This is a genomic window from Inquilinus sp. Marseille-Q2685 (genome assembly GCF_916619195.1).
GTDB lineage: Bacteria > Pseudomonadota > Alphaproteobacteria > DSM-16000 > Inquilinaceae > Inquilinus.
Genome location: NZ_CAKAKL010000002.1, coordinates 632,566 through 654,017, shown reverse-complemented (window position 1 = coordinate 654,017; position 21,452 = coordinate 632,566). Strand labels below are relative to the sequence as shown.

Genomic DNA, 21,452 nt, shown 5'->3' with positions numbered 1-21,452 from the left:
GCGGCCGGGCGGCGACCGTGGGATCGGTCGGCGACAGCAGGAGGGCACGGAATGCCGGTGCGGACGGTCGCGATCGCCATCTTCCCGGGCGTCCAGGCGCTGGACGTCGCCGGCCCGGTCGACGTCTTCGCCGAGGCCAACGCCTTCATCGATGCCGGCGATCGCTACGAGACGCTGCTGGTCGCCGCCGACACGGCGCCGCTGCGCGCCTCGAACGGCATGCAGATGGCCGCCGATCGAAGCTTCGGCGAGGCTGTGGAGCCGTTCTCGATGGTGCTGGTCGCCGGCGGCCCCGGCCTGCCCACGGCGGCGCCCGACCCGCTGCTGTCCGCCTGGCTGGCCGAGGCCGCGCCGCGGGCCGGGCTGCACGGGTCGATCTGCACCGGCGCGTTCGCCTTCGGCCATGCCGGGCTGCTGGACGGCCATCGCGTGACCACGCATTGGCAGAACGCCCAGCGCCTGGCCGAGCTGTTCCCGCGGGCGCAGGTCGAGCACGACCGGATCTATCTGCGCGACGGGGCGCTGGTGACCTCGGCCGGCGTCACCGCCGGCATCGACCTGGCCCTGGCGCTGGTGGCGGAGCATCACGGCGCCCGGGTGGCGCTGAGGGTGGCCAAACGGCTGGTGGTGGTGGCGCAGCGCCAGGGCGGCCAGTCCCAGTTCAGCCCGTTCCTGACCGCTCCGGCCGACCCGGAGTCGCCGATCGCCCGGGTGCAGGCGCATGTCCTGCAGAACATCGGCGCCGGCTTCACGGTCGAGGCGCTGGCGAAGGTGGCGGGCATGAGCGGCCGCAACCTGGCGCGGCTGTTCGTGCAGGAGACCGGCGTGACGCCGCACGAATTCGTCGAGCGCGCCCGCGTCGACGCCGCCCGCAACCTGCTGGAGGGCAGCGACCGCGCGCTCAAGGCGGTGGCCTATGACTGCGGCTTCGGCAGCGCCGACCGCATGCGCATCGTCTTCGCCAGGCGCCTCGGCGTCACCCCGGCCCAGTACCGCGCCAGCTTCCGGGTGCGATAGACGCCGATCAGTGGAGATCGTGCGTATAGACGAATTTCGGCATGCTCCAGTTGAACCGGAGCGCGAGGAGGCGGAGCGTCAGGCCGACGATCATGGCGGCCGCGGTGACGAGGTCGTGGCCGATGCCGGCGGACAGCCCGGCGACATAGACGCCACCGGTCACCACCGACACGGTGGCGTAGAGCTCGCTGCGGAAGAGGAGCGGGATGTCGTTGCAGAGGACGTCCCGCAGGACGCCGCCGACGCAGCCGGTGATCATGCCCGAGGCGATGACGATCACGATCGGCAGGTCCAGCGCCATCGCGACATTGACGCCGATCACCGTGAAGACGACGAGGCCGATCGCGTCCAGTAGCAGGAACAGCTTGTGCAGGTGATGCATGAAGCGGGCGGCGGGGATGGTCAGCAGGGCGGCGCCGCCGGTGAGGAGCAGGTAGGACGGATGCTCCACCCAGGACAGCGGGTGGTGGTCGAGCAGGATGTCCCGCGCCGAGCCGCCGCCGAGCGCGGTCACGCAGCCCAGCAGGCAGACGCCGACCCAGTCCATGCTGCGCCGCCCGGCCGCCAGCGCCGCCGTCATCGCCTCCGCGACGATCGCGATCAGATAGAGGGAATGCAGCAGCATCGGCGGATCCTCGCTCGTCCGGCGGGGACCATGTCAGGGCCTCCGCCCCTGATCAAGCCGACCGGCCCGCCGGGCCTTCCGTCTCGTGGCCGAACTCCTGTCCGGCCCAGCGTCCGGCCAGAAAATCGGTGAACAGGCGGATCTTCGGCGACAGCAGCCGGCTGGGCAGGAACAGCGCCTGCACCGGCGTCGAGGGACGCTCGTAGCCGATCAGCACCGGCTTGAGCCGGCCGGCGGCCACCAGGTCCGCGACCTGCCAGGACGGGGCGCGGACCAGCCCGGCGCCGGCCAGCGCCGCGGCGACGGCGGCGTCCAGGTCGTTGGCGCGGATCCTGGCCGCGACCGGGACCGTCACACTCCCCGCCGGTGTCCGGAACGGCCAGGAGACGGGGCCGGGAGCGGTGGCGAAGACCACGCAGTCATGCCCGGCCAGATCCTCGGGCACCGACGGCGCGCCGCGGCGGGCGAGATAGCCGGGCGCGGCGCAGACCCTCATGCGGATGCCGCCGAGCCGGCGCACGATCATGCTCGAATCCGGCAGCCGGCCGATTCGGATGGCGAGGTCGACGCCGTCCTCGACGAGGTCGACCGGGCGGTCAGTCAATGTGAGGTCGACGGCGAGGCCGGGATGAAGCGCCAGGAAATCCGGCAGCAGCGGCGCCAGCTTCAACCGGCCGATCAGCGTCGGCGCGGCGACATGCAGCCGACCGATGGCTTCGGACCGATGGGCGGTCAGCGCCTGCTCCGCCTCCTCGACCTCGCCCAGGATGCGCCGGGCCTGGTCGTGGTACAGGCGGCCCGCCTCGGTCAGGGCCAGGCGCCGCGTGGTGCGGATCACCAGCCGGGTGCCCAGGCGCTCCTCCAGCGCCGCGAGCTGGCGGCTGACCGAGGTCAACGACAGGCCGAGCCCACGCGCCGCCGCTGACAGGCTGCCGGCCTCAGCCACCTTGACGAAGACGGCCATCGCCGCGAAGCGGTCCATGGGCATCCTTGCGGTTTCCGGAAGGATGAAATCCGGGAAAGCAGGATACTCCCGACCCTCGCGCTGGCATACGGTCCACGTGATGCGTCGATGGAGGATTGCGATGTCCGTCCTGTCTCATCTCCTCGATCCGGCTCCTGCCGTGGAAACTGCCGCTTGCCGGCGGGCCGCGGCGAAAGACGACCGATCCTCCCTGGCCTGCGTCTGCGGCATATCCGCGGCGGGGCTGGCCCTTGGCCTGATCGCGGCGCTCGGCCCCGCGGGCAGCGATGTAGCGGTCGCGACGGCGCTGATCACAGTGCTCGGTACCGTCAGCGCCATCGGCCTCGGCATCGGCCTGGCGGCGGCCCCGTGGCGATGAATTGCCCTCGGCGCAATCGGATGGTTGAGCGAAGCGGGCCGGTCCGGCCATGGTCGCGCTGATGCCGACCGATCCCGTCCTTCTCGCGGTGCTGCTGGGCACCATCTTCGTGATCGCCTTCACCAAGGGCGGCTTCGGCGGCGGCTTCGCCATCCTCGGCATCCCGGCGCTGTCCTTCGTCATGCCGGCGGTGGACGCCGCCGCGGTGATCGCGCCGCTGGTGCTGCTGATGGACGTGTTCACCGTCTGGGCCTTCCCGCCGCGGACCTGGAGCCGGCCCAACCTGCGGGTCCTGGTGCTGCCGCTGCTGTGGGGCATCGCGCTCGGCGGCTTGACCTTCGCCCTGGTCGACCCGGCCTGGGTGACGCTGCTGATCGCGCTGGTCACCCTGGTCTTCGCCCTGCGCTGGTTCGCCCGCCGCCGGCTCGACCAGCCGCGGACCGCCCCTTCCGGCCGGCGGGCGGCGCTGTGGGGCACGCTGACCGGCTACACCACCTTCGTCGCCCATTCCGGCGGGCCGCCGCTGGCGATATACCTGCTGCCGCAGCGGCTGGACAAGACCGTGTTCGCCGGCACCTCGGCGATCGTCTTCATGCTCTGCAACATCGCCAAGCAGGTGCCCTATCTCTGGCTCGGCGTGCTGGAGCCGCGGAACCTCGCCGCCATCGCCGCGGCGGCGCCGGTGGTGCCGCTCGGGGTCTGGATCGGCCGCCGCTTCCACGACCGGATCGACGAGGCGCGGCTGTACCTCTGGTGCCACCTGCTGCTGGTGGCGATCGGGCTGAAGCTGCTGGTCGACGGCGTGCTCGGGGTGCTGTGACGCCCGCAGGCGGATCCGATCGCCCCGGTTGGGGCCTAGAGGTTCATTCCGGCCAATCCGACCCTCTCATCCAGAAACGTCAGGGTCGTGAAGCTGACCACATCGTCATAGGCCAGATTTGCCGATTTCCGCAGCACGGCCCTGAAGCGATCTATGGATTCGGCTTTGAAGAAACCGAGATTTGTGTCGATGAACGTATAGAGCCCCCTCTCGTGGTCCATGATCGCGCCGACGCTGTGCTTGGAATCGCCGAGATCGAGGTTGACCAGTCGGTAAAGGCAGGAATAGTCCGGTTGCGGATCGATCTCGGAAACCAAATCCACGAACTCGTCCGTGTCGAAGTCCCGGTCGGGCGATGTCAGCCGGTGTCCGAGGCCGGCTTCCTCCAGCAGCCCTCCGATCACGCCGCGGAAATCGGGAGCGGCCGTCTCCTGCAGCCTGATCCCCATTCGGCCGCGGCGGTACCCTTCGTATCTCAGCTGATCATTCATCACCGACGAGATGCCACCGGGGCTCCTGATCCAGTCGAAGAAGGCGCCGTCCGTTCCCTGGGCGTGCATCCGCATGTAGTGGCAGGTCAGCGCGGCACAGACCCCTTCTTCCGTGAGCGGAAAACGGCTGATCTCCCGGCCGTTGTTGCGCGCCGCCACCTTCAGGGGCATCCACGGAAAATCTTCGGCCTGGTTGAAGACCTTGAGCAGAAGATCGCCGTGCCGCTCGAATCCGGATTCATCCGCCGTCTCCCCGATATTGTCTGTGGCTTGCAACACCGGCCCGTTCACGGGCTGGGCGGAGCGCGCCGACGTCCTGGAGGGAACCGCCTTCGCGGGGCGCCCTCCGGGGCTGGCCAGTATCCAGGCCTCGGGCGGGACAAGCGTAACCTTCTCGCACCAATCGCGGAATTCCGCCGACAGCTTCAAGATCTTCTCCTTGATCGATGCTTCTACTCTTCGGTCACGACGTCTGCTGCTGCGATATAGGTATCGATGGGATCGGGGGGCGGCCAGGGCCGGCCCCATGCCCGTTCGATATGAGGTCATGCCGACCCAGGTCACAGCGGTGCACGCCGGCGCCTCGGCGCTGCGCCGGCCTCCCGGTTGGTGTAAAGCATTCTCCATCGGGGAGAATCGATGGACGACTCCAAGCTTACCGCCCTGTCCGCCTGGATCACCGAGGCGGGGCTGATCGGCCTGCCGGAGACCGAGCTGCTGGCCGGCTTCTGCGCCCGGGCCGTGTTCGCCGGCCTGCCGATCGCCAGCGGCCTCCTGGTGATCGACACGCTGCACCCGGTCTATGAGGGCAATGCCGTGCGCTGGCGCTGCGGCGAACCGGAGGCCAGCTTCACCGGCTACGGCCGCACCACGCCGGGCGAGCGCGAGGAGAAGTGGCGCGCCAGCCCGTTCTTCCACCTGATCGACACCGGCGAGGAGTGGATGCGCCGGCGGGTGACGCCGGAGAGCTGCGCCGAGTTCCCGGCCGTGGCCACGGCGGCGGCGGAGGGGATGACCGACTATCTCGGCGTCCTCAACCGCTTCGAGGCGGAGGGCGCGATCGCCGATTGGGACGGGCTGTTCTCGGCCTGGACCACCGACCGGCCGGGCGGCTTCACCGACGAGGAGATCGCGGCGCTGCTGCGGCTGATGCCCGGCCTCGCCATGGCGATGAAGGCGATCACCCTGGCCCGGATGGCCAGCACGCTGCTGGACACCTATCTCGGCCGCGACGCCTGCGACCTGGTGTGGTCGGGCCGCATTGCCCGCGGCGTCGCCGACCGGATCGACGCGGTGCTGTGGTTCAGCGACCTGCGCGGCTACACCAAGATCACCGACACGGCGCCGCCGGAGCAGATCATCCCGCTGCTGAACGACTATGCCGACGCCGTGATCTCGGCGGTGCAGGCGGCGGGCGGCGACGTGCTGAAGCTGATCGGCGACGGCGTGCTGGCGATCTTCCGGCCGGAGGACGGCGGGGCCGAGGCCCGCGCCCGGGCCCGCCGGGCGGCGCTGGATGCGGTGCGCCAGGCCCGGGCGACGATCGCGATTCTGAACCCGCAGCGCGAGGCGGCCGGCCAGCCGGTGACCGAGATGTATGCCGGCCTGCATATCGGCGAGGTGTTCTTCGGCAATGTCGGCAGCGCCAGCCGGCTGGACGTCACCGTGGTCGGCCCGGCGGTGAACGAGACCAGCCGGATCGCCGAGCTGTGCCGGTCGGCGGACCAGCCGATGCTGGTGTCCTCCGCCTTCGCCGCGGCGGCGGGCGGGGCCGAGGCCGGCCTGGTCTGCGTCGGCCGCTACGCCCTGCGCGGCGTGCGCATGCCGCAGGAGCTGTTCACGCTGGAGCCGGACCGGGGCTAAAGCCGCCAGACCCGCAGACCGCGCATCCGGTCGCCATGGATCAGCACCGCCGACAGGCAGCCGGTGGCGAAGGCGCCGGTGTCGACGTCGATGCGGTGCGGATGGTCCAGATCCAGCCGGTCGGCCGGGGTGTGGCCGTGGATCACCGCGACGCCCTCCGGGAAGGGGCCGGGCCAGTCCAGGAACGGGTCGCGGATCCACAGCAGGGTGCGGCGGTCCTGCTGCGCCAGCGGGACCTCCGGGTCGATCCCGGCATGGACGAAGAACAGGTCGCCGATCCGGTGGGTGACGGGGCAGCCGCGCAGCCAGCCCAGCAGCTCCGGCCCGATCGCCGCCCGCACCCGGGCGCGCCAGTCGCCGCCGAGAGCGGCGACGCCGCATTCGGCCAGCACCCGGTCGCCGCCATAGCTCAGCCAGAACTGCAGGGAGGCATGGTCTGCGGCGCCGTCCAGCAGCGCCAGCATGCGGTCGTCGTGATTGCCCAGGAGGGTGATCGTCTCGGCGCCGGGGAGGCCCTGCCGCGCCAATGCGAGGGCCCGCAGATTCTCCGGGCCGCGGTCGACCAGGTCGCCGAGATGGATCAGCGTGCAGCCGGTGCCGCCGGGCAGGGCCGCGAACTCCGCCGACACCAGCCGGTGCATCGCCTCCAAGAGGTCGGCCTGGCCGTGCACGTCGCCGATCGCCGCCACCGCCCGGCCCGGCGGCAGCGGCCGGATCGCAGGGCGCCAGGGATCGTGGCGCGGGTCGAGATGGCGCGGCAGCCGGTCGAGGTCTTCCGGCTTCATGGCAGGGCGTCGCGTGTCGATCGGATCATGCGCCCATCATAACAACGGTCCGCTGGGGTTGCAGGATGTCCTGCGGCGCTTAGGTATGTCGTGCGGACCGGCCGACAATCGCACCACCGGCAGGTGGGAGGCCCCGCCACGCGCCGCGGCATGCGGCCCGGCGCGACCCGATCGACAAGCCGCCCCGAGGGGCGGCGCCATCGACAGGAGCAAGCGATGAAGCTGAACACCGCGCTGGTCGACCGGACGGTGACCCGGTTCGGGGCCCAGGCCCTGCCCGAAAACCATCCGGCCATGCCCCAGCTGAACACCATGTTCGGGGAGCACACCTTCCTGCTCGACGGCGACGGCCTCTACATCCTCGAGGCGGTCGAGATTCCGCCGGCCGGCGCTCCGGCGGGGCAGGTGATCAAGCTGGCCAGCTGGGCGGATGCCGAGCGGACGACGCTGGCGCCGCACGAGCCCGAGCCGACCGACGTCGTGATCGAGCTCGGGCCGATCGATCCGGACGAGAAGGTCTGAGTTCGCCGGGCGGCCGGGCAGGAGTCCGGCCGCCCGCTTCCTTCGCGGCTCGCCGTCGGCGCGAATCGGGTAGGATCGCCGTCCCATGGCCGGATCTCTGGCCGCCGCATCCACCGGAAGGACTTGCTGCCGATGACCCGCCGTCCGTTCCGTCGCGCCTCGGCCGCGGCGCTGCTCGTCCTGCTCACCGCCGCGGCTCCGGCCCGGGCCGGCTGGGACTACGCCAAGCTCGACCGCGAGCTGCGCGAAGGCGACAAGCCGAGCGTGGTGATCGACCTCGCCAAATGCCTCGACCCGTCCGGCGCCGGCGGCCCGCCGGTGGTCGCGGTGCCGACCTTCACCACCTTCAACCTGACGCCGCAGTTCATTGCCACCTCCGAGACCCACGCCTTCGAAGCGGCGAACGGCGCGATGTCGCTGGAATACATCCGGCTGCGCATCTTCCCGGACAGCACCGCCGAACTCAGCCTGAAGCATCTGAACCCGTCGACCTATGAGCCGGTCGGGGCGGCGACGGTGCTGCGCTGCCGGCTGAACGACGGCTCGATCACGCTGCGCGACGGCGACTGAGACACGGCCATGGCGCATCGCCGCCGCGGCTGTGGCAGGATCGGTTCCGGAGAGTCGAGGAGGGACCGATGACCGACCATGCCGCCCGTACCGCCGAGCTGGAGGCTGAGGAGGCCCGGCTGGCCTTCGACCGCTTCGACTTCGCCGAGGCCTGGACGATCGGCCAAAGGCTGCTCGAGACCGCGCCGGCGCCGGTCGCCATCCGCATCCAGGTCGGCGACAAGGTGCTGTTCGCGGCGGCGCATGACGGCACCTCGGCCGACAACCAGGTCTGGCTCGACCTGAAATCCGCCGCCGTCCGCCAGTTCGGCCACAGCTCGCTGTGGCTGCACCACCGGCTGAAGGCGCGCGGCCGGACCCTGGCCGAGAGCCCGTCGGTCCGCACGCCGATGATCGACCATGGCGGCGGCTTTCCGATCCGCATCGGCGCCCAGGTGGTCGGGTTCATCGGCGTCTCCGGCCTGCCGCACGAGGACGACCACCGGCTGATCACCGGCGCGATCGCGGCGTACAAGGCGGGGCGGCTCTAGGACGAGACGAATCGAGATCCGGTCACATCATGGCCTGACCGGATGTCGAGCATCCTCGCCGTCCTGCAGACCGAATCCCGGCGTCCGGTCCGGCCATGGACTCAGCCTGAATTCATTCCGATTCAGGGCGCAGGCGCCGCCTCCAGGATGGTGACGGCCGAGCCGGTCGGGACCGCTCGCGTCAACGCGAACCCCGCTTCATCCAGCAGCCGGCCGAACTCCGCCTCGGTCCGCTCGCGGGCGGTGCCGAACATGGCCATCATCTGCATGTCGGTCAGGTATTCGGTCGGCCGTCCCCGTGACGGATCGGGCTCGATCAGGCCTTCGACCACCAGCAGCCGTGCCTCCGCCGCCATGCCCGACCGGCACGACCGCAGGATCCGCGTCGCATCCTCGTCCGGCCAGTCGTGCAGCACGCGGACCAGAAGATAGAGGTTGGCGCCGGCCGGGACTCCGTCGAAGAAGCTGCCGCCGCGCGGCGTGATCCGGCCGCCGGCCAGCGCCTCGGGCGGGATGGCGGCGACCACGTCGGCCCGGTCGAAGACGATGCCCTTCGCGGCCGGATAGAGCGCCAGGATGCGACGCAGGGTCTCGCCGTTGCCGCCGCCGATATCGGCGATCAGGCGGACGCCGGTGAAGTCATAGGCGGTGGCGATGGCGGCGTGGCGGTCGTCCGGGAAGTTCGCCATGAAGGCGTCGAAGATCCGCGCTTCGTCGGGGTGGCTCCGCAGGTAATCGAAGCGGCTCGTCCCCCAGGCCGCCTGATGCGGGTTCCGGCCGTGCAGGGCGGCGTCGAGAGCCTCCCAGGCCCGCCAGGATCCGGCGGCCGTCCAGAAGCGCGCCGAAGGGTGCAGGCTGTCCGGCGCGTCGCTGCGCAGCAGCAGGGATCGCGGCGTGTGGCAGGCCATGCCGCCGGCGTCGACGCGGAAGATGCCGAAGGCGGCGAGGGCGCGGATCGCCCGCAGCAGCGGCTCCGCCAGGACGCCGCTGGCCGCGGCCAGATCGGCGACGCTGGACTTGCCATCCGGCGCGATCCGGTCGGCGATGCCGAGATCGGCGACGAGCCGGATCGTCCGCGAGACCTGGAAGCCCCGGATCAGCAGATCCACCGCCAGTCGGTCGTCCTCGGGACCGGCCATGCCTTTTGCAGCCTTTCGGCCGCAACCGTGACGCGACGAACCGGTGCAGGATACGCCAAGGCGGCCCGCGGCTCCACCGGGCGAAGGTCAGCCGTTCCGCTCCCGCCACAGCGCCGCCGCCCGCTCCAGGTGGCGGGCATGGGCGGCCTCGCCGCTGTCGCCGGCGATCACCGCCAGCGCCACCGCGGCGGTGCCGACCACCGTGGCCTCGGCAGCGGGATCCTCGGCGGCGCCGGTCCAGACCGCGCGGAAATGCTCCAGGTCGCGGCGCTCCAGCCGTTCGCCGCGGCCTTCGCCCAGGATCGGCGGCACCGTCTCGTCCAGCGCCTCGCCGGCCACCAGGCGCTGCAGCGACAGCGCCTTCAAGGGCGTGCGCTCGGCCTCGCCGCCGGCGCCCTTGACGACGCACAGGTCGCCCTGGCCCAGCAGGCGGGCGGTGTCGCGGTGCAGGTCCTGGTAGGCCGGGTGGAAGACGCCGACGAAGCTGGCCCCGGCCTCGAACGGGTTCAGCAGGCGCGCTGCCGAGTTGACCGGGCTGCGCAGCCCCAGCACCGGCCGCAGCTCCATCAGCTCGGTCAGGGTGCGGCTGACCGCGCGCAGCGGCAGATAGGCGAAGCGGGTCTCATCCAGGATCCGGGCCGCCTCGGCCGGGGTCTCCGGCACCGGCAGGCCCAGCGCCCGCACCGCATCCTCGGTCTCGATGCCTTCGGTGACCCGGACGTTGATGCCGTGCATCAGCACCGGATGGCCGGCGCGGGCGACCAGCAGGGCGGACAGCAGGAACCAGGGCGCGCCGCGGGTCTTGCCGGCGGCGTAGGACGGCCAGTCGAGCGCCGGCCGGGTCGCCGGGGCGGCGGTGACCACGGCGCGGGCGGCGCGGATCATGCCGGCCAGCTCCGCCGCCGTCTCGCCGCGATAGCGCTCCAGCAGCAGGAAGGCGCCGACCTGCATCGGGTCGGCCTCGCCGGACAGGATGATGGCGAAGGCATCCTGGGCCTCCGCCTCGGTCAGCGGCCGCGACCGGCCGGGGCCGCGGCCGATCGCCGCCAGATGCGCCGCCATGCGCTGCCGCGGCGGCGAGTCCGGGGTGGCGGTCACGGTTTCGACGTCGCTGGCCATGGCCGGTGCTCTCTCGAGGATATGACTGCGAATGGTTAGCGCGGGAGGACCGGCCCGTCGAGCGCGCCTTGGGTCGCGGTCGCCCCGGCTGCAATGATTGTATGGCCGCCGGCCTTGTAGGAAGATCGGCATCGACAAACCAGGAACCGGGGCGGATCGGGTATGGTGCTGAAGACGACGGCGGGCCGATGACGCGGACGATCGGAACGTTCGACACCGTCATCGTCGGGGCCGGCTCCGCCGGCTGCGTGCTGGCCAACCGGCTGTCGGCCGATCCCAAGGTCTCGGTGCTGCTGCTGGAGGCCGGGGGGAAGCCCGGCACCATCTGGGTCCACATCCCGGTCGGCTATCTCTACACCCATGGCGACCCGCGCCTGGACTGGTGCTTCAAGACCGAGCACGAGGCGGGCCTGGGCGGCCGGGCGATCAACTATCCGCGCGGCAAGGTGCTGGGCGGCTGCTCCGCCATCAACGGCATGATCTACATGCGCGGCCAGGCGCGCGACTACGACCAGTGGCGGCAGCTCGGCAATGCCGGCTGGGGCTGGGACGACGTGCTGCCGTACTTCATCAGGTCCGAGGACCACTGGCAGGGCCGCTCGGCCGTCCACGGCGCCGGCGGCGAATGGCGGGTCGAGCCGCAGCGCCTGTCCTGGGCGATCCTCGACGCCTTCCGCCAGGCCGCGGCCGAGACCGGCATCCCGCCGACCGAGGACTTCAACACCGGCGACAACGAGGGCTGCGGCTATTTCCAGGTGAACCAGCGCCGCGGCATCCGCTGGACCACGGCCAAGGGCTTCCTCAACCCGGCGCTGAAGCGGCCCAATCTGAGGGTCGAGACCCATGCCCAGGTGCTGAAGCTGCATCTCGAGGGCAAGCGCGTCGCCGGCGTGGTGTTCCGCCGGCCGGACGGCACCGAGGCCTACGCCGCGGCGGGGGAGGTGGTGCTGGCGGCCGGCGCCGTCGGCTCGCCCGCCATCCTGCAGCATTCCGGCATCGGCCCGGCCGACCTCCTGGCCGCGCATGACGTGCAGCCCGTGCACGACCTGCCGGGGGTGGGCGAGAACCTGCAGGACCATCTGCAGCTGCGCCTGGTCTACAAGGTCCAGGGCGTGCCGACCCTGAACGAGCGGGCCAACCGGCTACTCGGCCGCATCGGCATGGGCGTAGAATACGCGCTGTTCCGCAGCGGCCCGCTCAGCATGGCGCCCAGCCAGCTCGGCGCCTTCGCCCGCAGCGACCCGGCGCAGGAGACGGCCAATCTCGAATACCATGTCCAGCCGCTGAGCCTCGACCGCTTCGGCGAGCCGCTGCACCGCTATCCCGCCTTCACCGCCTCGGTCTGCAACCTGCGGCCGCACAGCCGCGGCTCGGTTCGGATCAAGAGCCCGGACCCGACCGCGGCGCCGGCGATCCGCCCGAACTACCTGTCGGAGGAGGCGGACCGCCGCGTCGCGGTCGACGCCATCCGGCTGACCCGGCGGATCGCCGCGGCGCCGGCCCTGGCCCGCTACGCGCCGGAGGAGGTGCGGCCCGGCCCGGCGCTGCAGGACGAGGCCGATCTGGTGCGGGCGGCGGGCGACATCGCCACCACCATCTTCCACCCGGTCGGCACCTGCAAGATGGGCCGGGACCCGCTGGCCGTGGTCGACGAGCGGCTGCGGGTGCGCGGCCTGTCGGGGCTGCGCATCGCCGACGCCTCGATCATGCCGACCATCACCTCGGGCAACACCAACTCGCCCACCATCATGATCGCCGAGAAGGCTTCGGCGATGATCCTGGAGGACCGCAGTTCTCCCTGAGGAGGCCCCATGGAATTCCGTGATCGTCACGTGGTCGTGACCGGCGGCACCGGCGCGCTCGGCTCGGCCGTGGTCGGGCTGCTGCTCGAGGCCGGCGCCGCCTGCCATGTCCCGGTCCGCGACCTCAAGGATTCGCGCCGCTTCGCGCATCGCGGCCATGACCGGGTGGTGCTGTCGCCGGTGCCGGACCTGACCGACGAGGCGGCGGTGGCGGCGTTCTACGCGGCGCTGCCCGAACTCTGGGCCTCGATCCATGTCGCCGGCGGCTTTGCCATGGCGCCGATCGGCGAGACCGACAAGGCGATGCTGCAGCAGCAGCTCGACACCAACCTGGTTTCCGCCTTCCTGTGCTGCCGCGCCGCGGTGCAGGCGATCGGCCAGGGCGGCGGAAAGGGGGGCGGCGGCCGCATCGTCAACGTCGCGGCCCGGCCGGCGCTGGAATGGCGCCAGGGGGCCGGCATGACCGCCTATACGGCGTCGAAGGCGGCGCTGGCCGCCCTGACCGTGGCCCTGGCGCAGGAGGTGGCGGGGCAGGGCATCCTGGTGAACGCCGTCGCGCCCTCGATCATGGACACGCCGGCCAACCGCGCCGCCATGCCCAAGGCCGACCACTCCGCCTGGCCGAAGGTGGAGGAGGTGGCTGCGACCATCCTGCACCTGGCCTCGCCGGCCAACCAAGTCGCCCGCGGCGCGATCGTGCCGGTGTACGGCAAGGCGTGACCACGCCGATCTCTCCCAGAATCATGGCCGCGGTCGACCTGCTGGCGCCGCGACCGGGGGAAAGGTTGCTGGAAATCGGCTGCGGCACCGGCCAGGCGATCCAGGCGGTGACCGCCCGCCAGCCGGCCGTGACCGTCTCCGCCATCGACCGCTCCGACACCGCCGCGGCGCGGGCGCGGATCGTCAACGCGGCGGCGATCGCGGCCGGGCGGGTCAGCATCGCCAGAGGCGACATCGAGCACGGGCCGGTCGTGCCCGGCGGTTTCGACCGGATCTACGCCATCCGCGTCAACAGCTTCTGGACCCGCCCCGGCCTAGCCCTGCCGCATGTCGTCGGCAGCCTGCATTCCGGTGGCGAGATCTGGATCATCTACGACGAACCGGCGGCCCGGGTTGTCGAGACCGTCCGGTCGTCGCTCCAGGACTTTGGCCTGCAGGATATCCGCACCGAGCAGCGCCCCGGCGCGCTCGCCGTCGTCGCGAGGGGCCCTGGCGACCGCCGGTTATAATCTTCCTCCACAGGCTGTCTTGTCTGACTTGTCCGATCCGTCTAGCGTTTCGCGACGCAAAAAAGATCATGACGGGGAAGGCAGGATGTGGCGGGAAATCGCGCCGGACCGGCGGGACGAGATTCGTGTCGACGGCTACAAGGTGGTGGCCTACAGCTTCGGCTCGGGGCCGGAGACGGTGCTGTGCCTGAACGGCGGCCCGGGGCTGCCCTGTGACTATCTGCGCGACGCGCATTCCTGCCTGATCGACCGGGGCTACCGGGTCGTCGCCTTCGACCAGCTCGGCACCGGCGCGTCGGACCGGCCGGCCGATCCCTCGCTGTGGACCATCACACGCTATGTCGCAGAGGTGGAGACGGTGCGCCAGGTGCTCGGGCTCGGCCGGGTGCATCTGCTGGGCCATTCCTGGGGCGGCTGGCTCAGCGTCGAATACGCGCTGACCCACCCCGAGGCGCTGAAGACCGTGATCCTGGAGGACACGGCGGCCGACATCCCGCACCTGATCGGCGAGCTGGAACGGCTGCGCGCGGCGCTCGGCCCCGAGACCGTGGCGATGATGCAGCGGCACGAGGCCGAGGGTACGCTGGACCATCCGGTGTACCAGGCCGCGATCACCATCCTGAACCACCGCCATGTCTGCCGGCTGGACCATTGGCCGGCCCCGGTGAAGCGGTCGCTGGACGACTGGAACATGGGGCCCTACGGCACCATCCAGGGCCCGAACGAGTTCCTCTACACCGGCAATCTGAAGGACTGGAACCGGCTGCCGGACATGCACCGGATCACCGTGCCGGTGCTGATCACCTGCGGCGAGCATGACGAGCTGACGCCGGCCTGCTCGCTGCGCATGAAGCTGGCGCTGCCCAACGCCCGGCTGCACGTCTTCCCGAACTCCAGCCACATGCCGTTCTACGAGGAGCCGCACGCCTACTACCCGGTGCTGCTCGACTTCCTCGAACAGCACCGGGGCGCCTGATGCCGGGCTGTCCCGACCGCGGATGGGCCGGAGCCGCCCCCTCACCCGAAATCGCCAAGGCGATTTCGACCTCTCCCCAAGGAGAGGTGAAAAGTCCCTCTCCTTGGGGAGAGGGAGGGGCCCGACGCCGAAGGCGGCGGGAGGGTGAGGGGGAGAACCGGCCTCGCCTGAGTGCAGGAAGGGCCTGACCGGCGATGCACCGCTTCCGCTTCGTCCTGACCCGTCCGCTGCAGCTGATCCCGGTGCTGTTCGGCATCAGCGTCATCACCTTCGTGCTGATCCGCTCGATCCCCGGCGACCCGGCGCGGGTGCTGCTGGGCACCAAGGCGACGCCGGACGCGATCGCCCGGATCCGCGCCCAATTCGGGCTCGACGAGCCGCTGTGGACGCAATACGGCCTGTTCCTGCAGAACCTGGCGAATGGCGAGATGGGCCGGTCGATCCTGTACAAGGTCCCGGTGCTGCGCCTGATCGCCGAGCGGATCGAGCCGACGCTGCTGCTGGTGTTCGGCGCCGTGCTGCTGTCGCTGCTGATCGCCGTGCCCTTCGCCGCCATCGCCGCGCGCCGCCGCGGCCGGCTGGCCGACCACGCCATCCGCATCGTCTCCACCACCGGGCTCGGCCTGCCGCCGTTCTGGCTGGGGATCATGCTGATCATCCTGTTCAGCGTGACGCTGGGGCTGTTCCCGGTGGCGGGGTACGGCGACGACTGGGCCGACCGGCTGCACCATCTGGTGCTGCCCTGGCTGACCATCGCGCTCGCCCTGTCGGCGGTGCTGACCCGGACCCTCAGGGCCGCGATGATCGCCGAGCTGCGCTCCGACCAGGCCACCGCCGCACGGGCGCGCGGCCTGCCCGAGGGCATGGTGTTCTGGCGCCATGTCGTGCCCAACGCCATCGTGCCGACCATCAACCTGCTGGCCGTCAACATCGGCTGGCTGATCGGCGGCACCGTGATCATCGAGAACGTGTTCTCGATCCCCGGCATGGGCCAACTGCTGGTGCGCGGCATCTTCACCCGCGACTACATGGTGGTGCAGGGCGTGGCCATGGCCTTCGCCGTGGCCAGCGTCACGGTGAACTTCCTGGCCGACATCCTGACCGTCGCCATCGATCCGCGGGTGAAGCTGTGAGCGCCGTGGCCGACATCCCCGCCATCCGGTCGCGACTGCGCTTCAGGCTGCCGCGTGTGCCGGGCGCGCTATGGTGGGGCGCCGGCATCGTCGGGTTCTTCCTGCTGGTGGCGCTGCTGGCGCCGGTGATCGCGCCCTATAATCCGATCCAGCAGGACACCGCGAACGCGCTGCTGCCGCCCGGCCCCGGGCACTGGCTCGGCACCGACAATGTCGGCCGCGACGTGCTGTCCCGGCTGATCTGGGGCACGCGGCTGGACCTGATGATGGGCGTGCTCGGCGTGCTGATCCCGTTCCTGATCGGCACCGCAATCGGCTGCGTCTCCGGCTATTTCGGCGGCTGGGTCGACGCGCTGGTGATGCGCGTCCTCGACATCGTCCTGGCCTTCCCCTTTCTGGTGTTGATGCTGGCGATCATCGCCATCCTCGGCCCCGGCCTCGGCAGCTTCTTCATCGCCATGGCCCTGGTCGGCTGGGTGTCCTACGCCCGGCTGGTCCGGGCCCAGGTGCTGGTCTTGAAGGCCAGCGACTTCGTCACCGCCGCGCGCAGCCTGGGCTACGGCCATCTTCGCATCATGGCACGGCACATCCTGCCGAACGCGATGGTCAGCTCGATCGTGTTCTCGATGTCCGACGTGGTGCTGACCATGCTGCTCGGCGCCTCGATCAGCTATCTCGGCCTCGGGGTGCAGCCGCCGACCGCCGAGTGGGGCGTGATGGTGGCGGAAAGCCAGAACTTCATCATCCGCGCCTGGTGGATCGCCGCCTTCCCGGGCGTGGCGCTGGCGGTGATCGCGCTCGGCTTCAGCCTGCTCGGCGACGGGCTCGGCGAATGGCTCGGCCAAAATGGCTCGAGGTGAAGGAATGACCGTGCCGCTGCTGGAGGTGCGCGACCTGTCGGTGGCCCTGAGGCGGGCGGGGGAGGAGACGACCATCGTCGACCGCGTCTCCTTCGCGCTGGAGGCGGGGCAGGTGATGGGGCTGGTGGGCGAGAGCGGCTCCGGCAAGAGCGTCACCTGCCGGGCGCTGATCGGCCTGCTGCCGGGAAGCCTGCGCATCGCCGGCGGCTCGGTGCTGCTCAAGGGCCGCGACCTGGCGGCGCTGGAGCCGGAGGCGCTGCGCCGGGTGCGGGGGCGGGAGATCGGCATGATCTTCCAGAATCCGACCAGCCATCTCGATCCGGTGATGCGGATCGGCGACCAGATCGCCGAGGGCATCCGGCTGCATCGCGGCGCCTCGAAGCGCGAGGCCCGGGCCGCCGCGGTGGACCTGCTGCGCCAGGTCGGCATCCCGGATCCCGAGCGGCGGGCCGGCGGCTACCCGCACGAATTCTCCGGCGGCATGCGGCAGCGGGCGATGATCGCCACGGCCCTGGCCTGCGACCCGGAGGTGCTGATCGCCGACGAGCCGACCACCGCGCTCGACGTCACCGTGCAGGCGCAGATCCTGCGGCTGCTGCTGGACCTGCGCGACCGGCGCGGCCTCGCCATCATCCTGATCACCCACGACCTCGGCGTGGTGGCGCAGAGCTGCGACCGCATCGCCGTGATGTATGGCGGCACGCTGTGCGAGGCGGGGGCCAAGCGGGCGGTGCTGGCGGCGCCGCGCCACCCCTACACGGCGCGGCTGATCGCCTGCCAGCCTTCGCATGGCGACGGCGGGCACCAGCTGCCCTTCATCCCCGGCCAGCCGCCGGCTTTGGCCGACCTGCCCTCCGGCTGCCGCTTCCACCCGCGCTGCGACCGGGCCTTCGACCGCTGCACCGCGGTGCGGCCGGACGCGTCCTGGCCGGAGCCGGGACATATGGCGGCCTGCCACCGGGCCTTGGGAGACGCGGCATGACGCTGCTCGACGTCCAGGACCTCGAGGTCCATTTCCGGGCCGGCGGCCTGCCGCTGCCGGGGCGTCCGCCGCGGCTGGTGCGGGCGGTGAACGGCGTCTCCTTCACCCTGGCGCCGGGCGAGGCGCTGGGCCTGGTCGGCGAATCCGGCTGCGGCAAGAGCACGCTGGGCCGCGCCATCCTGCGGCTGGGCGAGATCACCGGCGGCGCCATCCGCTTCGGCGGCGCCGACGTCGCGTCGGGCGGCCGCGACGGCGTGGCCCGGCTGCGCCGCGAGACGGCGATGGTCTTTCAGGACCCCTATGGCGCGCTGAACCCGCGCATGGCGGTGGGCGAGGCGATCGCCGAGGTGCTGCGGGTCCACCGCAAGGTGCCGCGCGACCGCGTGCCGGCGCGGGTGGCGGAGCTGCTGACGCTGGTCGGCCTCCGGCCCGAGCACGCGGCCCGGCGCCCGGCCGAGCTGTCCGGCGGCCAGTGCCAGCGCGTCGGCATCGCCCGGGCGCTGGCGGTGGAGCCGAAGCTGATCATCGCCGATGAATGCGTGGCGGCGCTCGACGTCTCGATCCAGGCTCAGATCATCAACCTGCTGATCGAGCTGAAGGTCCGGATGAACCTGGCCCTGATCTTCATCGCCCACGACCTCGCCGTGGTCCGGCGCCTCTGCGACCGGGTGGCGGTGATGTATCTCGGCCGGATCGTGGAGGAGGGGGCGGCGGAGGCGGTGTTCGCGACGCCGAAGCACCCCTACACCCAGGCCCTGATCCGGGCGATCCCGGAGATCGATCCCGACCGCGCGCTGCCGGCGGACCTGCTGGGCGGCGAGCCGCCGAGCCCGCTCGACTTGCCGCCGGGCTGCGCCTTCCATCCGCGCTGCCCCTTCGCCATGGCGGAATGCCGGGCCGGGGCGCCGCCGGCGCTGCGGCCGGTCGACGGGCGCTTCACCGCCTGCCATCTCTATCCTGCAATCCCCGCACATTGAGACGGGGCAACACCGGAGGCTCACGATGACACGGAACCATCTCGGCATCGCCATGGCGGCGTTCCTGGCGGCGCTCGTCGCCGGCGGGGCGGCGGCGGAGGCGGCGGGCGTGCTGACCATCGGCCGGCGCGAGGACGGCACCACCTTCGACCCGATCAAGACCTCTCAGAACGTCGATTTCTGGGGGTTTTCGAACGTCTTCGACGTGCTGGTCCGGGTCGACAAATCCGGCCAGACGCTGGTGCCCGGCCTGGCCGAAAGCTGGACCACCTCCGACGACGGCCTGACCTACACCTTCAAGATGCGCGACGCGAAGTTCTCCGACGGCAGCCCGGTGACGGCGGCGGACGCCGCCTTCTCGCTGACCCGCATCCGCGACAACCCCGGATCGCTGTGGAGCGACACCTACAAGGTGATCAAGACGGCCGAGGCCAAGGACGACCGCACGCTGGTTGTCACGCTGACCCAGCCGATGGTGCCGTTCCTGGCGACGCTGGCGATGCCCGGCGCCTCGATCGTCTCCGAGAAGGCGATGAATGCGATGGGCGAGGACGCCTTTGCCGAGAAGCCGGTCGGCTCCGGCGCCTTCCAGGTCGAGGAATGGCGCCGCGGCGAGAAGGTGGTGCTGAAGAAGAACCCGAACTTCTGGCAGGCGGACCAGGTCAGCCTCGACGGCGTCGAATGGATCTCGGTGCCCGACGACAACACCCGCATGCTGAAGGTGCAGGCGGGCGAGCTGGACGCCGCGATCTTCGTGCCCTTCGCCAAGGTGGCGGAGCTGGAGAAGGACCCGAACCTGGTGGTCCACAAGGACCCCTCGACCCGCGAGGACCACCTGCTGCTGAACCACTCGCACCCGCCGCTCGACAAGCTGGAGGTGCGGCAGGCGATCGACTTCGCCATCGACAAGAAGGCGATCGTCGACACGGTGACCTTCGGCGTCGGCACCGTCGCCAACTCCTACATCCCGACGGGCGCGCTGTACCATACCGCGGACAACGGCGCCCGGCCCTATGACCCTGAGAAGGCCAAGGAGCTGCTGAAGCAGGCGGGCGTCGGCACCATCACCCTGACCTACCTGGTGCAGACCGGCGATACCGTCGACGAGCAGGTGTCGGTGATGGTGCAGCAGCAGCTGGCCAAGGTCGGCATCACCGCCAACCTGCAGAAGGTCGACCCGAGCCAGACCTGGGACATGGAGGTGGCGGGCGACTACGACATGGCGATGAACTACTGGACCAACGACATCATCGACCCCGACCAGAAGACGACCTTCGTCCTCGGCCACGACACCAACATGAACTACATGACCCGGTACCAGAACGACCGGGTGAAGGCGCTGGTGGCCGAGGCCCGGGTCGAGACCGACCCGAAGAAGCGCGAGGCGATGTATGTCGACCTGCAGAAGACGGCCAAGGCGGACGCCCATTGGATCGACCTCTACTACAGCCCGTATCTGAGCGTGTCGCGCAAGAACATCGAGAACTTCGGCCAGAACCCGCTCGGCCGGTTCTATCTGGAAGAGACGAAGAAGAACTGAGGACGGAATGGCTTCCATCATCGTGATCGGCGCGGGCGTCATCGGCGCCTCGGTGGTGTACCGCCTGGCGCAGGGCGGCGCGTCGGTCACGGTGCTGGAGGCGACGCGCATCGGCGCCGGCACCTCCGGCACCAGCTTCGCCTGGGTCAACTCCCACGGCAAGACGCCGCGGGCCTATCACGAGCTGAACGTCGCCGGGATGAAGGCGCATGCGGCGCTGCGCGACGAGTTCGCGGCGACGCCCTGGCTGCACCTGAACGGCAGCCTGGAATGGGCCGACGAGGCGGGGCGGGAGGAGCAGCGCCGGCGCTTCGACCGGCTGCGGGACTGGGGCTATGCCGCCGAATGGATCTCCGCCACGCAGCTGCGCGAGCTGGCGCCCGACATCGATCCGGGGGCGGTGGGCGACGCGCCGGTCGCCTGGTTCCCGGAGGAGGGCTGGGTCGACCCAGTGGTCTATGCTCATTCCATGCTCGCCGCGGCCCGGCGCCTCGGCGCGCGGGTCGAGATCGGCGCCCGCGTGGCGCGGGTGGAGCTGCGGTCCGGCCGCGTCACTGGGGTGACCCTGGCGGACGGCCGGACGCTGGGCGCCGACCTGGTGGTCAGCTGCACCGGCCGCTGGGCCGATGACGCCGGTTTCGATCCGGCGCTGCGCATCCCGCTGGCGCCGACCGCGGGGCTGCTGGCCTTCACCCCGCCGGTCGCGGTCGGGCTCGAGTGCCTGCTGAAGGCGCCGGGCTGCGATATCCGGCCGGACGGCGCCGGGCGCCTGCTGGTCTGCCGCAACGACGACGAGTTCGATCCGGCCACGGCACCGCAGCCGAGCGTCGACCTGCTGGAGATGCGGGAGCTGATCCGGCGCGCCCGCGCGATCCTTCCCGCTATGGGGCCGGTGGAGCCCGAGGCGGTGCGCCTCGGCATCCGCGCCATCCCGAGGGACGGCTACTCCGCCGTCGGCCCGCTGCCGCAGGCCGAAGGCTATTACGCCGCGGTGACGCACAGCGGCGTGACCCTGGCCGCCTTCCTCGGCGTGGCGGTGGCTGACGAGCTGCTGCGCGGGGTTACTCGACCCGAGTTGGCCACCTTCCGCCCGGCGCGGTTCTTCGGCTGACTTGATCGCGGCGGATGG

Annotated in this window: 23 protein-coding genes; 17 read left to right on the top strand and 6 right to left on the bottom strand. The window is 71.1% G+C overall.

Annotated features, from left to right (window positions below):
• Positions 1–51 precede the first annotated feature (51 nt).
• The gene (locus LG391_RS12135; protein WP_225768269.1) at positions 52–1,017 is read left to right on the top strand and encodes a GlxA family transcriptional regulator; all 966 of its coding nucleotides are present in this window, start codon (positions 52–54) and stop codon (positions 1,015–1,017) included.
• Between the two features lie 7 nt (positions 1,018–1,024).
• Here the strand turns inward: LG391_RS12135 and LG391_RS12130 are convergent, their stop codons facing one another.
• A complete protein-coding gene (locus tag LG391_RS12130; RefSeq protein WP_374200749.1) occupies positions 1,025–1,639 on the bottom strand; it encodes a trimeric intracellular cation channel family protein in 615 nt (204 codons plus the stop codon).
• A gap of 55 nt (positions 1,640–1,694) precedes the next feature.
• On the bottom strand, positions 1,695–2,624 hold the full coding sequence (locus tag LG391_RS12125; protein ID WP_304608455.1) for a LysR family transcriptional regulator: 930 nt from the start codon (positions 2,622–2,624) through the stop codon (positions 1,695–1,697).
• Between the two features lie 103 nt (positions 2,625–2,727).
• Between LG391_RS12125 and LG391_RS12115 the strand changes: the two genes are divergently transcribed.
• Positions 2,728–2,985 carry a hypothetical protein gene (locus LG391_RS12115; RefSeq protein ID WP_225768267.1) on the top strand — a complete coding sequence of 86 codons (258 nt, stop codon included), beginning with the start codon at positions 2,728–2,730 and terminating at the stop codon, positions 2,983–2,985.
• 61 nt (positions 2,986–3,046) lie between these two features.
• Positions 3,047–3,805 carry a sulfite exporter TauE/SafE family protein gene (locus LG391_RS12110; RefSeq protein WP_225768266.1) on the top strand — a complete coding sequence of 253 codons (759 nt, stop codon included), beginning with the start codon at positions 3,047–3,049 and terminating at the stop codon, positions 3,803–3,805.
• A 35-nt stretch (positions 3,806–3,840) separates the two neighbouring features.
• Here LG391_RS12110 and LG391_RS12105 read toward each other — a convergent pair whose 3' ends face one another.
• The gene (locus LG391_RS12105; protein WP_225768265.1) at positions 3,841–4,725 is read right to left on the bottom strand and encodes a YopT-type cysteine protease domain-containing protein; all 885 of its coding nucleotides are present in this window, start codon (positions 4,723–4,725) and stop codon (positions 3,841–3,843) included.
• A gap of 210 nt (positions 4,726–4,935) precedes the next feature.
• Between LG391_RS12105 and LG391_RS12100 the strand changes: the two genes are divergently transcribed.
• Positions 4,936–6,159 (top strand): adenylate/guanylate cyclase domain-containing protein, encoded by a 1,224-nt coding sequence (locus tag LG391_RS12100; RefSeq protein ID WP_225768264.1) that lies wholly within the window; start codon positions 4,936–4,938, stop codon positions 6,157–6,159.
• Here the strand turns inward: LG391_RS12100 and LG391_RS12095 are convergent.
• Complete coding sequence (locus tag LG391_RS12095; RefSeq protein ID WP_225768263.1) at positions 6,156–6,944, bottom strand: metallophosphoesterase; 789 nt, start codon at positions 6,942–6,944, stop codon at positions 6,156–6,158. The genes LG391_RS12100 and LG391_RS12095 overlap by 4 nt on opposite strands.
• A gap of 216 nt (positions 6,945–7,160) precedes the next feature.
• On the opposite strand from LG391_RS12095, the gene LG391_RS12090 reads away from it, so the two are divergent.
• The 3 genes from LG391_RS12090 to LG391_RS12080 all read left to right on the top strand — a co-directional run bounded on the left by LG391_RS12090 (position 7,161) and on the right by LG391_RS12080 (position 8,566).
• Complete coding sequence (locus LG391_RS12090) at positions 7,161–7,466, top strand: hypothetical protein (RefSeq protein WP_225768262.1); 306 nt, start codon at positions 7,161–7,163, stop codon at positions 7,464–7,466.
• Positions 7,467–7,598: 132 nt separating this feature from the next.
• Complete coding sequence (locus LG391_RS12085) at positions 7,599–8,036, top strand: VirK family protein (RefSeq protein WP_225768261.1); 438 nt, start codon at positions 7,599–7,601, stop codon at positions 8,034–8,036.
• A gap of 68 nt (positions 8,037–8,104) precedes the next feature.
• Positions 8,105–8,566, top strand: a complete 462-nt coding sequence (locus LG391_RS12080; protein WP_225768260.1) for a heme-binding protein — start codon at positions 8,105–8,107, stop codon at positions 8,564–8,566.
• A gap of 122 nt (positions 8,567–8,688) precedes the next feature.
• Here the strand turns inward: LG391_RS12080 and LG391_RS12075 are convergent, their stop codons facing one another.
• Complete coding sequence (locus tag LG391_RS12075) at positions 8,689–9,705, bottom strand: methyltransferase (RefSeq protein ID WP_225768259.1); 1,017 nt, start codon at positions 9,703–9,705, stop codon at positions 8,689–8,691.
• Positions 9,706–9,792: 87 nt separating this feature from the next.
• A complete protein-coding gene (locus LG391_RS12070) occupies positions 9,793–10,824 on the bottom strand; it encodes a glycosyl transferase family protein (protein WP_225768258.1) in 1,032 nt (343 codons plus the stop codon).
• A gap of 188 nt (positions 10,825–11,012) precedes the next feature.
• On the opposite strand from LG391_RS12070, the gene LG391_RS12065 reads away from it, so the two are divergent.
• From LG391_RS12065 to LG391_RS12020, 10 genes are all read left to right on the top strand, one after another.
• A complete protein-coding gene (locus LG391_RS12065; protein WP_225768257.1) occupies positions 11,013–12,626 on the top strand; it encodes a GMC family oxidoreductase in 1,614 nt (537 codons plus the stop codon).
• Between the two features lie 9 nt (positions 12,627–12,635).
• Positions 12,636–13,346 (top strand): SDR family NAD(P)-dependent oxidoreductase, encoded by a 711-nt coding sequence (locus tag LG391_RS12060; protein WP_225768256.1) that lies wholly within the window; start codon positions 12,636–12,638, stop codon positions 13,344–13,346.
• Between the two features lie 23 nt (positions 13,347–13,369).
• On the top strand, positions 13,370–13,855 hold the full coding sequence (locus LG391_RS12055) for a class I SAM-dependent methyltransferase (protein ID WP_225768255.1): 486 nt from the start codon (positions 13,370–13,372) through the stop codon (positions 13,853–13,855).
• 85 nt (positions 13,856–13,940) lie between these two features.
• Positions 13,941–14,831, top strand: a complete 891-nt coding sequence (locus LG391_RS12050; RefSeq protein WP_225768254.1) for a proline iminopeptidase-family hydrolase — start codon at positions 13,941–13,943, stop codon at positions 14,829–14,831.
• A gap of 194 nt (positions 14,832–15,025) precedes the next feature.
• On the top strand, positions 15,026–15,964 hold the full coding sequence (locus LG391_RS12045) for an ABC transporter permease (protein ID WP_225768253.1): 939 nt from the start codon (positions 15,026–15,028) through the stop codon (positions 15,962–15,964).
• Positions 15,961–16,824, top strand: a complete 864-nt coding sequence (locus LG391_RS12040) for an ABC transporter permease (RefSeq protein ID WP_225768252.1) — start codon at positions 15,961–15,963, stop codon at positions 16,822–16,824. Before LG391_RS12045 ends, LG391_RS12040 begins: the two co-directional genes overlap by 4 nt.
• Before the next feature lie 4 nt (positions 16,825–16,828).
• On the top strand, positions 16,829–17,806 hold the full coding sequence (locus tag LG391_RS12035; protein WP_225768251.1) for an ABC transporter ATP-binding protein: 978 nt from the start codon (positions 16,829–16,831) through the stop codon (positions 17,804–17,806).
• Positions 17,803–18,783 carry an ABC transporter ATP-binding protein gene (locus LG391_RS12030; protein WP_225768250.1) on the top strand — a complete coding sequence of 327 codons (981 nt, stop codon included), beginning with the start codon at positions 17,803–17,805 and terminating at the stop codon, positions 18,781–18,783. Before LG391_RS12035 ends, LG391_RS12030 begins: the two co-directional genes overlap by 4 nt.
• Positions 18,784–18,808: 25 nt before the next feature.
• Positions 18,809–20,323, top strand: a complete 1,515-nt coding sequence (locus tag LG391_RS12025; RefSeq protein ID WP_225768249.1) for an ABC transporter substrate-binding protein — start codon at positions 18,809–18,811, stop codon at positions 20,321–20,323.
• Between the two features lie 7 nt (positions 20,324–20,330).
• Positions 20,331–21,434 carry an FAD-binding oxidoreductase gene (locus LG391_RS12020; protein WP_225768248.1) on the top strand — a complete coding sequence of 368 codons (1,104 nt, stop codon included), beginning with the start codon at positions 20,331–20,333 and terminating at the stop codon, positions 21,432–21,434.
• Positions 21,435–21,452: the final 18 nt, after the last annotated feature.

What these genes read in the sequence shown, in the direction of transcription:
- LG391_RS12135 (WP_225768269.1), top strand. Translation starts at nt 52, where the DNA reads ATGCCGGTGCGGACGGTCGCGATCGCCATCTTCCCGGGCGTCCAGGCG.
- LG391_RS12125 (WP_304608455.1), bottom strand. Translation starts at nt 2,624, where the DNA reads ATGGACCGCTTCGCGGCGATGGCCGTCTTCGTCAAGGTGGCTGAGGCC.
- LG391_RS12115 (WP_225768267.1), top strand. Translation starts at nt 2,728, where the DNA reads ATGTCCGTCCTGTCTCATCTCCTCGATCCGGCTCCTGCCGTGGAAACT.
- LG391_RS12110 (WP_225768266.1), top strand. Translation starts at nt 3,047, where the DNA reads ATGCCGACCGATCCCGTCCTTCTCGCGGTGCTGCTGGGCACCATCTTC.
- LG391_RS12100 (WP_225768264.1), top strand. Translation starts at nt 4,936, where the DNA reads ATGGACGACTCCAAGCTTACCGCCCTGTCCGCCTGGATCACCGAGGCG.
- LG391_RS12095 (WP_225768263.1), bottom strand. Translation starts at nt 6,944, where the DNA reads ATGAAGCCGGAAGACCTCGACCGGCTGCCGCGCCATCTCGACCCGCGC.
- LG391_RS12090 (WP_225768262.1), top strand. Translation starts at nt 7,161, where the DNA reads ATGAAGCTGAACACCGCGCTGGTCGACCGGACGGTGACCCGGTTCGGG.
- LG391_RS12085 (WP_225768261.1), top strand. Translation starts at nt 7,599, where the DNA reads ATGACCCGCCGTCCGTTCCGTCGCGCCTCGGCCGCGGCGCTGCTCGTC.
- LG391_RS12080 (WP_225768260.1), top strand. Translation starts at nt 8,105, where the DNA reads ATGACCGACCATGCCGCCCGTACCGCCGAGCTGGAGGCTGAGGAGGCC.
- LG391_RS12075 (WP_225768259.1), bottom strand. Translation starts at nt 9,705, where the DNA reads ATGGCCGGTCCCGAGGACGACCGACTGGCGGTGGATCTGCTGATCCGG.
- LG391_RS12070 (WP_225768258.1), bottom strand. Translation starts at nt 10,824, where the DNA reads ATGGCCAGCGACGTCGAAACCGTGACCGCCACCCCGGACTCGCCGCCG.
- LG391_RS12065 (WP_225768257.1), top strand. Translation starts at nt 11,013, where the DNA reads ATGACGCGGACGATCGGAACGTTCGACACCGTCATCGTCGGGGCCGGC.
- LG391_RS12060 (WP_225768256.1), top strand. Translation starts at nt 12,636, where the DNA reads ATGGAATTCCGTGATCGTCACGTGGTCGTGACCGGCGGCACCGGCGCG.
- LG391_RS12055 (WP_225768255.1), top strand. Translation starts at nt 13,370, where the DNA reads ATGGCCGCGGTCGACCTGCTGGCGCCGCGACCGGGGGAAAGGTTGCTG.
- LG391_RS12050 (WP_225768254.1), top strand. Translation starts at nt 13,941, where the DNA reads ATGTGGCGGGAAATCGCGCCGGACCGGCGGGACGAGATTCGTGTCGAC.
- LG391_RS12045 (WP_225768253.1), top strand. Translation starts at nt 15,026, where the DNA reads ATGCACCGCTTCCGCTTCGTCCTGACCCGTCCGCTGCAGCTGATCCCG.
- LG391_RS12035 (WP_225768251.1), top strand. Translation starts at nt 16,829, where the DNA reads ATGACCGTGCCGCTGCTGGAGGTGCGCGACCTGTCGGTGGCCCTGAGG.
- LG391_RS12030 (WP_225768250.1), top strand. Translation starts at nt 17,803, where the DNA reads ATGACGCTGCTCGACGTCCAGGACCTCGAGGTCCATTTCCGGGCCGGC.
- LG391_RS12025 (WP_225768249.1), top strand. Translation starts at nt 18,809, where the DNA reads ATGACACGGAACCATCTCGGCATCGCCATGGCGGCGTTCCTGGCGGCG.
- LG391_RS12020 (WP_225768248.1), top strand. Translation starts at nt 20,331, where the DNA reads ATGGCTTCCATCATCGTGATCGGCGCGGGCGTCATCGGCGCCTCGGTG.